Genomic DNA, 14555 nt, shown 5'->3' on the forward strand with positions numbered 1-14555 from the left:
GATTATGAACATCAAACAGATAAAAGTACCAGCTACCTACATGCGGGGCGGAACAAGCAAAGGCGTTTTCTTCAACCTAGAAGACTTGCCTGATGCTGCGCAAGTCGCCGGAGAAGCACGAGACGCATTACTTCTGCGTGTGATTGGCAGTCCGGACCCTTATGGCAAACAAACTGATGGCATGGGTGGTGCGACATCCAGTACCAGCAAAACCGTTATTGTATCGAAAAGCAACAAGGCCAATCACGATGTTGATTATCTCTTTGGTCAAGTAGCAATAGACAAGCCTTTCGTTGATTGGAGCGGTAACTGCGGTAATTTGTCGGCTGCAGTAGGCCCATTTGCCATCCATAGTGGATTGGTTGATTCGAATCGTATTCCAGAAAACGGCGTGGTCGAGGTGCGAGTATGGCAAGTAAATATAGAGAAAACCATCATCGTCCATGTATCTATCGCTGATGGTGAAGTCCAAGAGTTAGGTGATTTTGAACTCGATGGTGTCACTTTCCCCGCTGCTGAGATTCAAGTTGATTTCCTAGACCCAGCCGATGCGAGTGGTTCAATGTTTCCAACAGGGAATGTTGTTGATTTTTTAGATGTTCCCGAATTGGGCTGCATCAAAGCGACATACATCAATGCAGGAATACCAACCATTTTTGTTGATGCAGAATCGGTTGGTTATCAAGGCACAGAGCTTCAATCGGATATCAACAGCGATTCAAAAGCCTTGGCATTGTTTGAATCCATCCGAGCACATGGCGCGGTTGCGATGGGGTTGATTGATTCTTTAGAACAAGCAGAATCGCGTCAACACACACCTAAAGTCGCGTTTGTTGCTAAGCCTCAAGCGTACCAAGCTTCAAGTGGTAAACCGGTATTAGCTGACGATACCGACCTTCTGGTGCGAGCTTTATCTATGGGGCAACTGCATCACGCCATGATGGGCACAGCTGCAGTCGCCATTGCTTCAGCGGCGAGTGTTCCGGGTACGTTAGTGAACTTGGCAGCCGGTGAGGGTTCCCGTGATTTTGTGACCTTTGGTCATCCATCAGGAACCTTAAAGGTGGGAGCTAAAGCTTTGCAGACCGAAAACGGTTGGAAAATTGAGAGGGCGATTATGAGTCGTAGTGCCCGAGTGATCATGGAAGGTGCCATTCGTGTGCCTTTTCCCAAGTAAAGCGATTGTGGTGAACGGTGAAACGTTCTGAAAACAACGCTGAGAAAAGAGTGCACCCCTGTACACTGCCAAAAAGTTAGGCGCTTGGAACAATGGATAAATCATGGAGGAGGCATTATGTCTGCTACAAATCGAATGAATAGAAAAACAGACTATATCACCGAGTATCAATGGGCTAAGGAAGACCCTAAATCATTCTGGGAGACACAATCACAAGCCATTGATTGGTTTGAACCACCAAAAACAATTTTACAAACTGACGATAATGGCATTGAACGATGGTTCCCTGATGGGGTGATGAACACGTGTTGGTTGGCGCTTGATTATCATTGCGAAAATGGCCGTGGTGACAAAGTGGCGCTGATTTACGACTCTCCAGTGACAGGAGCTCAATCCTCGTACACTTATAACCAGTTACGTGACCAAGTGGCTAAAGTCGCTGGTATGTTGGCCACGCAAGGTGTTACCAAAGGCGATCGTGTAGTTATTTACATGCCGATGATTCCGGAAGCGGCAATGGCAATGTTGGCCTGTGCACGATTAGGCGCGGTGCATTCTGTCGTGTTTGGTGGGTTTGCTCCTCATGAGCTTGCCGTTCGAATTGAAGATGCCGAGCCGAAGGTGTTGATTACTGCCTCCTGCGGTGTCGAGATAAACAAAGTCTTGCCATATAAACCGATGGTTGATCGAGCGGTCATGGACAGCCGTTGGAAGCCTGAGAAAGTAGTCGTGTTCCAAAGAGAGCAGGCTTTAGCAGAATTGAACAATGAACGTGATGTACTTTGGCAGCAAGCGGTTAACGATGCATTGCCGCACAGTTGTGTTCCTGTCTTAGCAACCGATCCGTTATATATCCTTTACACATCAGGTACTACAGGCAAGCCGAAAGGCGTGGTGCGTGACAATGGTGGTCATGCAGTCGCCATGAAATACTCAATGAGTACTATCTACGATATGCCGCAAGATGGCGTATTTTGGGCAGCTTCTGATGTGGGTTGGGTGGTGGGGCATTCTTATATTGTTTATGCACCACTGATTCATGGCTGTACGAGCATTTTGTTTGAAGGTAAGCCAGTACGAACACCTGATCCCGGCGCCTTCTGGCGTGTGTGTGAAGAGTACAACGTCGATGTATTGTTTTCTGCGCCAACAGCGTTTAGAGCAATCAAGAAAGAAGATCCTGAAGGCGAGTTGCTCAACAAGTATGATTTATCATCGCTTAAGTCGATTTTCATGGCTGGCGAACGTTTAGATCCGCCAACATTGGATTGGGTTGAGTGCCATACCAATAAACCAGTTATCGATCATTGGTGGCAAACAGAAACAGGTTGGGCCATTTCCGCCAATCCAACAGGGCTGGAATCTTTGCCGGTGAAAGCGGGTTCTTCCACGAAACCTGTTCCGGGTTACCAAGTGGAGATCCTCAATGAACTCGGTGAAGTCGCTCAGCCCAATCAACAAGGTTTTGTGGCTCTTAAACGCCCATTGCCACCCGGCTGCTTGCCAACGGTTTGGCGTAATCATGATCGATTTGAATCAGGATACTTAAGCCAATTTCCTGGGTATTATGTTTCGGGTGATGGTGGCTACCTCGATGAAGATGGGTATTTATTTATCATGGGCCGTATCGATGATGTGATAAACGTAGCAGGGCATCGTCTGTCGACAGGAGAAATGGAGGAAATTGTGGGTGGTCACCCAGCCATTGCAGAATGCGCGGTAGTCGGCATTCACGATGATTTAAAAGGGCCGCTACCTCTGGGCTTAGTTGTGCTAAAAGATGGAATAAAAGTCGACGGCATTGAGTTGCAAGCGGAGTTGGTTGGCAAGGTTCGTAATGAGATCGGCGCGGTCGCTTGTTTTAAGCAAGCCTTGGTTGTTGAAAGGTTACCTAAGACGCGTTCAGGTAAGATCTTGCGTAGAACTATCCGACAGATAGCCGAAGGTGAACAGTATGTCGTGCCTTCGACTATTGACGACCCTACAAGCTTAACGGAAATTGCACAAAAGCTCGGAAAATAGAACTGCGTTTGATTCGATACAGATTAATAGGCGATCCGACAGGTCGCCTTTTTATGTCTAAAATAATAATTTGGCTGCATAGGGTGAGTATTTTTTTGTGATACATAAATAAATTTATACATGAGTGAGCTTATACATAGCAGGCCGTTATGTTTTATCTAAACTTGGCTTTATTTATCTTGTTCACTCGTCTGCTTAATATGGCTTCAATCCAAACGAAGAACGAAGCGAGATTCCTATGAAATTCACTAAACCTTTTCTTTTAGCGACACTGATTGTGACTCTTTCTGGTTGTGCATCACCAGCAATGGATAACGAAAATGAGAACGCTGCACGTAATCGTGGTGCTGTAGGTGGTGCGTTATTAGGAGCAACAGCAGGAGCGTTAACTGGAGATGCAAGCTTAGCTGTAAAGGGGGCTGCATTAGGTGGTGTGACGGGCGGTGTTGCGGGTTCAATGAAAGATACGGATGATGCAAGAAACGCACAACGAACTCAAGTTACTGCAGATGGCTTGTCACAAGACAATCGTACCGATGCAGAGAAGCGAGTTGCTGAAGTTGAGGCTGAAATTAAACTTATTGAACTAGAGCAACAGCTTGCTGAACTCAAAGAAGAGAAAGAGGATAACGGAGCTTAAAACTACGGTTTTTGTATTCGCTTGATTCAAGATCATTCAAAAGAATGGCCACGTAATGTGGCCGTTTTTGTATTTAAAATACGCACTTTAAACAATGAATTAATTCAATAACTTGTATAGATACTCGCGACAAGTAAACTAGACTCAGTTTAGATATTAATTTGGTTTGAGAAGCGCAATAGTCATGAATGTCACCTTAAGGGCCGCAAAGCACGCGGATTTGGAACAACTTAACGAATTAATGTTCGATCTCCATCATCATCACCATCTTGCTAGCCCAGAGCACTTTAAAACGGCAGAAGAGATTGAGCAGGAAAAAAGCATTGCGCGTTACTTGGATGATCCGGAATGCTTGGTTTATGTGGCATTAAAAGGAGAGCTCATTGTTGGCTTTATCACCGGGCATTTTTGTGAACTTATTTCAACGGTGAGCAAACCTGTGCCGATGGGGAGTGTCGATGAACTGTTTGTCTTACCTGATTATCGAAAAGAATCGATTGCTGAGAAGCTGTTTAACAAAGTTGAAGCGACTTTTGACGATTATGGTGTTGAACAAGTCTTTGTAGAGGTTTGGGATTTTAATTCGCCTGCCAAGGACTTCTATCAAAAAATGGGGTTCACACCTCACATTCAATGGATGAGAAAGGCTTTGAACAAAACATAGACAGCGATTTTTTGTGGGTTTGATTACAATACGATGCATTAGCAGTCTTTAACTTTTTCTCTTATTTTTAGGTAAATTCGTTGGTTATTCGATATTTTTTCGTTTTCATATTGTCTCTTTTGAGTACGACTTCCGCTTGGGCAAACAACACTTTGCCCGATCATATCGCGGGCGCTTTGTGTGTAGTACGAGCTGATAACCAAATAGTGCTGGTTGATGAGCTGATCACGGGGCAGTTATCTCTGCCGGGTGGTACGGTTGTTTCAGGTGAGCCGCCAGCAGTCGCGGCGCAGCGCGAAACGTGGGAAGAGGCGGGCTTGTCGGTAACAGTCGGTGATGTGCTGGGTTATACCGACAGTGCTGTTGTGTTTGATTGTATCTCTGACTCTGAAGTGATCAGCTACAAAGCTCGAAATGAGTTAGGTGGCTTTGAGTTGCCGATTTGGTTTGCCCCTCATTATGGTGTGGAAGTCAGCCGAGCGATGTTAATTCCTCCTACTGAATTGCAAGATCACCAATACCGCTATCCAGAACAGTGGTCAGAGATTAACGAGCTGTTTTTATCTGCAACAGATCAACCGGTAACGTATGTGACTGAGCTGGTGGGCGCAGCACCGAAAGTTCATCAAGTTGAATTAAGTTGGATTGTGTCGCTTCAAAACGCGTTCAATAAGATGCCAAGCGTGTTTGGGAATACTGTTCTTTTGACTGACCTGTTAGCTAAACCATGGGTTTTCATCGTGATATTGCCGCTAATTGCGTGGCATTTTGGTCGTAACTTCGCGTTGAAGTTTGGCTTCACTTTGATTTCGGTGACACTGCTAACTTTGATTGCGCATCAAGGTTTTGGTTTTCCACGCCCGCATGCCTACCTGCCAACACTGAAGCTGGTAATGAGTAGTGGCTATAGTTTTCCGAGTCTGTTGGCTGCCTTATGGGTGAGCTTAACCTTGTTAGTCTTTTGGAAACTAAAGTGTCTCTTGGAACAAAAATCTATATTGATTGTGCTTGCTGGCTTACTTTGGATCATGCTGTTTAAGTCTTATTCAGGCAGTGCGTTCATTAGTGATGTCTTAATGGGGGGCGTATTAGGTGCATTAACGACGTGGCATATCGTGAGACTAGACGCGAAACCTGATGTTGATATTAGTGTCTTGTTGAGCTCTAAAGGTGTCTGGTGGGCATTATGCTTATTATCCATCGTTCTCACGGTGATATGGCCATTACCAACATTTTCATTCTGGGTCGCTATCTTGATGACGATTGCATGCCTAGTGACGTTAACAGACTCAAAACCTTTGGTCGGTCAGTTCTCATTCAAGATTGTTCTTGGAGTGATGGTGATGTTGTTAGCGGGGAATCTGTTGATTAGTTGGGCTGGAAGCTTTGTCTCTTTCAGTGGCATTGCTTCATTTATTATTGATACGTTACGTTTCCCAATCTTGATTCTGTTTGGTGTGGTGGCATTTCGCTTGCCATGGAAAAGAGAGTGAATCGACTAGCGTAAAATCAGAAAAGGCTGTGCGGTGCACAGCCTTTGTCATTTTTGAAACAAGAACAAAGTGATAGTCACTAATGCTTGTTGAGCGTTTACGAGTTGAAGATAAACTTCTCAATCGCCACTGCTACGCCATGATCGTCGTTACTTGCTGTAATGTGATCCGCCAGCTTCTTGGTTTCTTCCATTGCGTTATCCATAGCGATGCCAAGACCAGCATATTCAAGCATATGGTGATCGTTTTCAGCATCACCCATACAGATTACTTCTTCCGCTGCAATGCCCAGGTGCTTGGCTATTGCTTCAATACCGACACCCTTGTTTGAGTTAGGGTTTAGGAACTCCAAGAAGAAAGGTGCACTTTGCACGATAGTAAACTGAGTCTTAAGTTCTTGTGGCAACTTGCTGATGATTTCAGTCAGTTTGCTTGGTTCAGCAACAATCATGGTTTTGATGATTTCGTGGTCGTCTTCCAATTGAGCGAAATTGAACTCTGTAATCTCTAGGCCGTTAATACGCGCTTCAATGCCAGTGTATTCGTTGTTCTCTGGTGTAATTAAGCCGTGAACCTTGCTGAAGGCGTGAACATAACCACCAAGCTGCTCGGCAAGTGCTGCAATCTCTTTTGCAGCTTTACCATTGCTGATCTCGCTGTGGATGATCTCTTTGGTTGATACATTCTGAACCATAGAGCCATTGTAAAAGAGTACAAAGTCATCTTCGCCGTTAATTGAAAGCTCGTCTAACTTGCTTTGCATGCCTTCTAAAGGGCGACCAGAAGCGAGTACCACTTTCACACCTGCAGCACGCGCTTTGGCGATTGCGTCTTTGTTCTCTTGAGAAATCACTTTTTCACTGTTGAGTAGTGTGCCATCCATATCAAGAGCAATCAGTTTGTACATGTTGTTCCTTACTAAAAATTAAAAGCTAACGAAATCTAATGGGCGAAAGGATAAGGGAACTTGAAACTTCAGGCTAGGGCTTTGATCAACTCATTTATCAGTACTCATTTGTTTGACCAAAAGAGGGAAGTGCTTTAAGGTCTGCGGTTGATTTATTTCATCAAATGATTGAGCTGAGGGAAAGTTGTACAAGATTAATGAAATGTTTGAAACCATTCAGGGTGAGGGCGTATTTACTGGCGTTCCCGCTGTTTTTGTTCGTCTGCAAATTTGCCCAGTAGGCTGTTCTTGGTGTGATACCAAACAGACATGGGAAGCCTTGCCAGAAGATGAAACTAGCCTTGGCGACATTATGGTTAAGACAGAAGATTCACCGACTTGGTCAGCAATTGATGCTCAAGGAATCGTGAATGAATACATCAAGCAAGGTTACACTGCGAAACACATTGTGATTACCGGTGGTGAGCCGTGCATCTATGATCTTGTCCCTCTTACTGAAGCATTTGAGCAACACGGTTGTCGCTGTCAGATTGAGACTAGCGGAACATCAGAAGTTAAAGCAACATCTGACACTTGGGTTACGGTGTCACCAAAAGTGGCGATGAAAGCCAAACTGGAAATCTTAGATAGCGCCTTGCAACGTGCTAACGAAATTAAGCATCCAGTAGGGACAAGCAAAGACATCGAACAACTTGACGGTTTATTGGAGCGAGCTACGGTTTCTAGCAATACTGTTATTGCACTCCAACCAATCAGTCAGAAAGACCGCGCAACTCAGCTTTGTATTGATACCTGCATTGAACGCAATTGGCGCTTATCAATTCAAACACACAAGTATTTGAGTATCGCTTAGCTCTTCAAAGAGTAGATCGCTCGTCAGTTTTAGGTAGGAATGGAAATGAAAAAAGCAGTTGTAGTATTCAGTGGTGGTCAAGATTCAACAACGTGTCTTGTTCAAGCATTAAAAGAGTATGATGAAGTTCATGCGATTACGTTTGATTATGGTCAACGTCATAGACTAGAGATTGAAGTTGCTAAGTCATTGTCGAAAGAACTCGGTGTGAAAGCGCACAAAGTAATGGATGTGACTTTGTTGAATGAACTGGCCATTAGCTCTCTGACTCGTGACGATATTCCTGTGTCTCATGAGCTGCAAGAGAATGGGCTACCGAACTCATTTGTTCCTGGTCGTAATATTCTATTTCTAACTCTAGCGGGTATTTACGCTTACCAAATCGGTGCTGAAACCGTGATTACAGGCGTGTGTGAAACAGATTTTTCTGGTTACCCTGATTGCCGCAATGATTTTGTGAAGGCGATGAACTCAGCGCTTGTGCAAGGTATGGACAAGCAGCTTGATATCAAAACACCGTTAATGTGGCTAAACAAGGCTGAGACATGGGCGTTAGCAGACCAATACTCTGCACTTGAGCTTGTGAGAAACAAAACCTTGACTTGTTACAACGGGATTGTTGGTGATGGCTGTGGCGATTGTCCGGCATGTGAACTGCGTAAAGTTGGCCTTAACGATTACCTAGGTGATCGCGAGAGTATTATAGCTGAGTTGGTTCGTAAACAGGCTGAGAATAAATAATCTCAGGTAAATCAATCGGTTCGTTATAGGCATCAATAATGCAGTTTCGGCCGCTACTCTTTGCTTGATACAATGCTTGGTCAAGAACTGAATACAAGTCATCAAAGTCACTTAATGCGTTTGAGGTTGCTAAATAAGCAAAGCTCGCGGTTACATTAAGTGGCTTTTTACTTTCTGATAGGAAGGCACTGCTTGATATGGCGTAGTGTAACTCTTCAACACGCTCTCGCACTTCTGAAGGCTTGGTGTCGGTTAACATGATGAGAAACTCTTCGCCCCCTAAGCGTCCAAACAATTCACCATTCATTAAGTGTTTTCTAATTTGTTCACTAATATGGACCAGTGCTCGATCACCAGTAGGGTGCCCATGCTCATCGTTAATCTTCTTAAACTTATCTAAGTCGAGCAAAACAAGAACGTGTTTGTTTTCCTTTCCTTGACAGCGTTTTACTCGCTTAATTCTTCGTATTATTTCGGTTCGGCCGTACGCTTTTGTCATTGCGTCAATGGCTGCTTTCGCACGAACTGTTCTGTTTATCAATATCGTAAAGCTCGCAGCACACAACAACAGAATCACAACGATGTTGTACATCGATCTTTGATATTCCATTTTTTCAATTTGGAGGCGGTCGAGTTTCGCCTGATGTGTGAGGAAAGAGCTCTCCAGTTCCTGTTCATATTTGGCGTGCGTTAAGCCGAGCGCTTCGAGTGCGAGTCGATTATCGATGTCTCTAGCTTCCATTTGTATTGACGAGTATCGCTGGTAAAAATAGAAAGCTTGTTGGTAATCGCTGAGTGATTGATGAATATCAGAAAGCTGCAGAAGCGATTGCGCTATGTATTTATGCCTTGTGACTTGTTCCGCTAATTCTAGCGCTTGTTGAGCATAGTTGAGCGCTTCCGTTGGCAATTTTTGTTCTTCAAACATATCGCTGATAGCCAAGTAAGCATTGATACGGATGACATCATTGTTCAGTTCGTTCGAAGCCGATAGAGACTCGATCAAGTAGGTTCTCGCCAAATCATAATCTTTCGTTTGAGTGTACGCTTTTCCTAAGCCAAGACTTGTTAGTGCGATACCGTAGCTATGTGATGATGAGCTCAGCAGTGTTCTTGCTGTCTGAAAGTGGTGAATTGCTAGGTCACTTTGCTCTTGGTTAAGGTAGAGATCCGCAAGGCTGTGCTGCACTTGTGCTTTCATTAAATCTGAAGCGTTTTCTCTAAGAGTTAGAGCTTCTTGTAAATACTCCGCCGATTTCTCATATTGCTTTAATTCTTTGAGTAAGTTGCCCACGTCGTTGTAAATCCCCGAAATATCATGTCCTTGTGGGAAGACATTTATCAGTGATAAGTAGGTATCTAGTGCTGCTTGATAGTCACTTCGAAAATGGTGATTGTTTGCAATGACTCGATAAGTTCCGAATTTTGGTAATACAGGGTCAGCGATGTTATGTAAATCTGACTCAAGCGCTGAGCAGTAATAGTTTGCTTGATGATATTTAGCTTGCTCGTTAAGCGATCGGCATAGCTGGTACTTTAGTAACGCTTTTCCAGCCAAATCGCTGCGAGATTGCATTTTCGCCAAAAGTGTTAAAAAGCCTTGTTGCGCTTCCTCATATTGGCCTTTGCTGTCTTTCATAAGAGCAGAAATAAACGCTGTTTCTATGGCTTGGTAGTCACTGTCGTTTGAAGCGATTCCGTAGAACGGCTGATCTCGGTGGCTCATGTATTGGTAAAGAAGAGACGCAAGGTAAAGCTTATCTCCATAAACCGTTGAGCCGATGTAGCGTGTTTGCAACATGTTTAATGCGCGCTCAGGAGAGTGGTTTAAAGTAGAGAGATAAAGCGCGTTCCAATCAGCATTTGGAGTAGGAATTAAATTGGAGGTATAGACTGGTGAATTGTGGTCACGATCTGATGTTGATACTTGGCTATAAGAACAAAAGCTAATGAACAGTAGAAAGGTAACAAAAACGAAGTGATTCACAAGAGACGATCAATCAGATAAAGAACGATATTCTATTATTAGTTTGATATTGCTTCAAATTTTGAATGCTATAGCTATAAGGTTATGCGAGGTAGGTCTCTAATTTATTGATACTAATCAGAGGTATATCGGTCGCACGATTCGCGCGACCGATATCGGGAACTAGATGTATAATTTCGCTAGGTCAGAAGGCTCAAGTTCTTTGCCTTCTAATGTTGCATTCCAGTTAATACCAACAAGAACGCCGTCTTCAGCAAGAGTTAGTAACCAATCTTCTACAAAGATATCTAGTGGGATTTCTAATACTTCGAAGTCAGCCCACTCTTCTACGTTGTGAGTCTGAGCATCTTCTTTTGAAGACCAGAACGGCATCACTTCGCTGTTTTCGAATTCACTTGAGTCACATGCTAGCCAACCTTCTTCGTTTCGAAGGCCCCATACCAGTTTAGTTTCTTGTGTTTCAGAAACGAAAAGTTCTAGATTAGCTTGAGTATCAGCTGTTAGTTTGCTCATGGATTAATTCTCTATGTTGATAACGTGGCAAGATTAACATTATAGACGGCTTAGGTATATGCTATTCAAGGAATTATCACCATACTGAAATGTTAACTTAAGATAACGCTTCAGTATGGTAAAAGCAGGGTAGAGCCTACTTTTTAATTTTGGTGAAGATGTGCCATTCTTCTTTGATATTCCCTTTAAAGCCAACAACGGAAGCGACAACTTTTCGATGTAGTGCGTGATTGATTTCTGTGTCATCACTGCTGAATTCAGAGTCGCCATGACCTACGATATTAACTCTAGATGGCTGAATACCATTGCTTATCAGTGCACGCCTTACATGTAACGCGCGCTCTTTTGAGAGCTTTAAATTGTGTTCGGAATTGCCCACTTTGCTGGCATAACCTTGCAATTCAATGCTTGTACTCTCGTAGCGCTTCAAAAACGCAGCCATTTGACGTATCTGCCCTAGAAATACAGGATTTATTTCCGTGGAATTATTAGCAAAGAGTATATGAAGCTCTTTCTTTTCCGATGACTCGAAATATGAACCACAACCGTCGTTATCGATTTCCGCACCTATTTGTGTATCGGGACATAAATCTCGCGCGTTGATTACGCCATCATTGTCATCATCTTGAAGATCGTAAATTTGAGTGACTGGCGGTAGAGCTCGATATTCAAATTCGTCTTCGTTGTTTTCAGCTAAAGCACTAGTAGATACAACCATGAAGCAAAGCGATAATACTGTGTTGGTAAGCTTCATTAATACTCCACCTTTTCATTCCATTCTTCTGGGATTTCAACTCGTAAACCGATGAGTAGGTTACCAGTTGCGTTCATCACGCGATATTTTGCGTATTGCTCGTCATACTTAGCATCTAAATAGCCTTTACGAGCTTCGAACAGTTCATTCTCAGTGTTAAGCAAGTCGAGAAGGGTACGTTTTCCGATGCGGTATTGTTTCTCATATGAAATAACCGTGTCTGACGCCGAGTCTACGTGGTCAGATAGGAACTCTTTTTGCTGAACCGTTAAATCCAGTGCGCTCCATGAAAGCCGCAGACTCTCTTCTACATTGCGGTAAGTACTTTCGCGAAGGTCTTTGGCTTTGTTGAGTTGGTAAGCTGCACTCTCTGCACGATCTTGATCCGAACCACCGTTGTAAAGGTTGTACCTTAAACGAACCATCGCAGAAAACTCATCGCTGCTGCCTTCGGTGCCACCTGCGTCATCACGCCAAGTTTGAGCTGCTTCAAATGAGACAGTCGGATAGTTAGTACTTTTAGATTGCTTGTATTGGAACTTCGCTGAGTCAACATCGGCTTGTGCAATCTTAATGACTGGGTGCTGGTTAAACGCTTTTGCTAATGCGCCATCGACGGTGTAAGGATTGCACCCGCATCTGCCCGAGGGAAGGTTAAACCGAGCGGAGTTTGGCCTACGAGCCTCTTAAACTGAGTGTGGGTATCGAAAAGGTTGTTTTGAGCAGCAAGCAAATTCCCGTGTGCTTTCGCAATACGAGCTTCAACTTGTGACATATCTGCTGTGGAACCAATACCTGATTCCACGCGCTTACGAATATCGTTATATATCTCTTTGTGCGTCGCTAAGTTACTTTCCGAAAGAGAAAGCACCTCATAGGCTTTTACTGCGTCAAGATAAACCTTTGTGACTTCTAAAGCGATGTCTTGCGCGTTAGATAGTAGTTGATAGCGCACAGACTCTGCATCAGCTGCGGTACGGTCGATATCATTAGAGGTATTAGCACCATCCCAAATGAGCTGAGTGAGCGTGATTGTTGCTTCTTTCCTAGTCAGATCTGTTGTGTCTTGGTTGGTTGCAAGATCAGTATGTTCATAACCAATCCCACCATCTAAGTCTATACTTGGTCGATAAGCACCACCAGAAGCGTCGTTAAGGTAACGCTTACTGATATATTCGTTATAAGCACTTTTGATTTCAGGGTTGCTTTCTAAAGTAAACGCAACGGCTTGCTCTAGGGTTTGTGCTGTTGTCGGCAAACTTAGCGCTATAGCTAACCCTAATGTTGTCGTTTGAATGTAATTCAATTTCCATCTCTCCAAATTGGACTGCATCTAAACCTACGCTTTTTAATGTGCGAGATACGAAATTTAGATGAACCGCCAAAAAAATAACGTTCGCTCGAGAAGCTATCGTAAATGGTTGTAAGGTTGTTAACAGTTTGCTGTGCGTTTTATGATGATTTTAAGAACGTCAATTTTACGTTTTAGCCCTGTTATTTTTCGCAAACACAATAACTTATATTGATAGTGTGAGCACTTTCATTATTGTGTGATGTGATCAGCGTCATTACCTTGTCACTTGGTATGTTAAATGCTGAATTAATAACTAGGAATTATGTGATGTTAAATGTTATATTTTGGCTAATATTATAAATAAGATGTCACTAAATTGACGTGGCAAACGAAAATGGTTTTTAGGGGTTGATATGGACATTACTGCATTGAATTTGACCGGTGCCCTTGCACTGGGCCAGCGCATTGTTATTTCAGTGGATGGTACGGTTAGAGTACTTGAAGAGGGAGAGCCTCTTCAGGCAGGAGATGTAACGCTTGAATCTCAAAATGGACCTAATGAACCTCAGGTATCAGTTAAGCGCTTTTCACCTGAAGATGGTGAAGTTGAACTAGACCAAGATATCGCAAATATCTTTGCCGCATTAGAAGAAGGTGAAGACCCTACTGAGTTAGGAGATGAGTTCGCTACCGCCGCTGGTCAAAATGGTTCTAGCTTAGCAAATAGTGGGACTGTAGAACGAGATGGTGAAGAAACGATCCCAGAAACCGAATTTATAACAACGGGATTTGAAGCGCTGGGCTTATCTCGTACTCAAAGCTTAAGCCTTCTAGAGCAATTCCGTTTCGCACAACAAGAGCCAATTTTTGTAGACCTTTCTTTTAGTGCTCTTGAAGATGAAGTAAATGCATCTGTTCCAGAAGATACTTTGTTAAGCGGTCAGTTAACTGCGACCGATGCAAATAATGACCTTCTTACCTTCTCAGTTGAATCAGGCCCTTCTAACGGTAGCCTTACCTTAAATGAAGATGGCTCGTGGCAGTACACTCCAGATGCAAACTATAACGGCCCAGATAGCTTCGAAGTTACCGTGACGGATGAAACTGGCCTGACAGACACGTTAACTGTCACAATTGATGTTACGCCAGTGAATGATGCGCCAGTAGGAGAACCTGAGAACCGCTCTTTATTGGAGGATCAGGTTATCAGCGGTAACATCGATGCGACGGATGTAGATCAACCTGCAGGTGAACCATTAGTATTTACTACGGACACCTCAGTAGAAGGTTTAACTTTAAACGAAGACGGTAGTTATGAATTCGATGCGTCTTCTTATGATTATCTATCCGAAGGTGAAGAGTTAAAGATTGAAGTACCAATCATAGTAACTGATGACCAAGGTGCAACTGATACAACAACGCTAACTATCACAGTCACCGGTACCAACGACCTCCCAATTGCCAATGAAGACACCGGGGCTGTTCAAGAGAACAGCATAGTGACGGTGGA

12 protein-coding genes and 1 pseudogene are annotated in these 14555 nt (G+C 43.6%); 8 read left to right on the plus strand and 5 right to left on the minus strand.

The genetic code is table 11. The features are described 5' to 3' along the window. The first annotated feature begins 4 nt into the window (after positions 1-4). The 5 genes from prpF to BCT34_RS21585 all read left to right on the plus strand — a co-directional run bounded on the left by prpF (position 5) and on the right by BCT34_RS21585 (position 5996). Positions 5-1177 (plus strand): 2-methylaconitate cis-trans isomerase PrpF, encoded by a 1173-nt coding sequence (gene prpF / locus BCT34_RS21565; protein ID WP_076652544.1) that lies wholly within the window; start codon positions 5-7, stop codon positions 1175-1177. A 117-nt stretch (positions 1178-1294) separates the two neighbouring features. Beyond that, complete coding sequence (locus tag BCT34_RS21570; protein WP_076652541.1) at positions 1295-3199, plus strand: propionyl-CoA synthetase; 1905 nt, start codon at positions 1295-1297, stop codon at positions 3197-3199. A 238-nt stretch (positions 3200-3437) separates the two neighbouring features. Beyond that, positions 3438-3839 (plus strand): glycine zipper domain-containing protein, encoded by a 402-nt coding sequence (locus BCT34_RS21575; protein WP_076652539.1) that lies wholly within the window; start codon positions 3438-3440, stop codon positions 3837-3839. Positions 3840-4023: 184 nt separating this feature from the next. Continuing rightward, positions 4024-4503, plus strand: coding sequence for a GNAT family N-acetyltransferase (locus BCT34_RS21580; protein WP_076652537.1), 480 nt, complete (start codon positions 4024-4026; stop codon positions 4501-4503). Between the two features lie 80 nt (positions 4504-4583). Next, positions 4584-5996 carry a phosphatase PAP2 family protein gene (locus tag BCT34_RS21585; RefSeq protein ID WP_076652535.1) on the plus strand — a complete coding sequence of 471 codons (1413 nt, stop codon included), beginning with the start codon at positions 4584-4586 and terminating at the stop codon, positions 5994-5996. Positions 5997-6093: 97 nt separating this feature from the next. Here BCT34_RS21585 and BCT34_RS21590 read toward each other — a convergent pair whose 3' ends face one another. Beyond that, positions 6094-6903: a Cof-type HAD-IIB family hydrolase gene (locus BCT34_RS21590; RefSeq protein WP_076652533.1), complete on the minus strand. Its 810-nt coding sequence runs from the start codon at positions 6901-6903 to the stop codon at positions 6094-6096. A gap of 184 nt (positions 6904-7087) precedes the next feature. On the opposite strand from BCT34_RS21590, the gene queE reads away from it, so the two are divergent. Next, positions 7088-7756, plus strand: coding sequence for a 7-carboxy-7-deazaguanine synthase QueE (gene queE / locus BCT34_RS21595; protein WP_347230780.1), 669 nt, complete (start codon positions 7088-7090; stop codon positions 7754-7756). A 45-nt stretch (positions 7757-7801) separates the two neighbouring features. Continuing rightward, positions 7802-8497 carry a 7-cyano-7-deazaguanine synthase QueC gene (gene queC / locus BCT34_RS21600; protein ID WP_076652528.1) on the plus strand — a complete coding sequence of 232 codons (696 nt, stop codon included), beginning with the start codon at positions 7802-7804 and terminating at the stop codon, positions 8495-8497. Here the strand turns inward: queC and BCT34_RS21605 are convergent. From BCT34_RS21605 to BCT34_RS21620, 4 genes and pseudogenes are all read right to left on the minus strand, one after another. Then, complete coding sequence (locus tag BCT34_RS21605) at positions 8457-10484, minus strand: diguanylate cyclase (protein WP_076652526.1); 2028 nt, start codon at positions 10482-10484, stop codon at positions 8457-8459. The genes queC and BCT34_RS21605 overlap by 41 nt on opposite strands. Positions 10485-10646: 162 nt before the next feature. Beyond that, on the minus strand, positions 10647-10997 hold the full coding sequence (locus BCT34_RS21610) for a DUF2750 domain-containing protein (protein ID WP_012603863.1): 351 nt from the start codon (positions 10995-10997) through the stop codon (positions 10647-10649). A gap of 136 nt (positions 10998-11133) precedes the next feature. After that, on the minus strand, positions 11134-11751 hold the full coding sequence (locus tag BCT34_RS21615) for an OmpA family protein (protein ID WP_076652524.1): 618 nt from the start codon (positions 11749-11751) through the stop codon (positions 11134-11136). After that, a pseudogene (locus BCT34_RS21620) lies at positions 11751-13057 on the minus strand (TolC family outer membrane protein). Before BCT34_RS21620 ends, BCT34_RS21615 begins: the two are co-directional and overlap by 1 nt. Before the next feature lie 401 nt (positions 13058-13458). Between BCT34_RS21620 and BCT34_RS21625 the strand changes: the two are divergent. Next, positions 13459-14555, plus strand: a 1097-nt coding sequence (locus BCT34_RS21625) for an Ig-like domain-containing protein (RefSeq protein WP_133150999.1), incomplete at its 3' end; no start/stop codon positions are given.

Source organism: Vibrio sp. 10N.261.45.E2, from assembly GCF_002875705.1.
Taxonomy (GTDB): Bacteria; Pseudomonadota; Gammaproteobacteria; order Enterobacterales; family Vibrionaceae; genus Vibrio.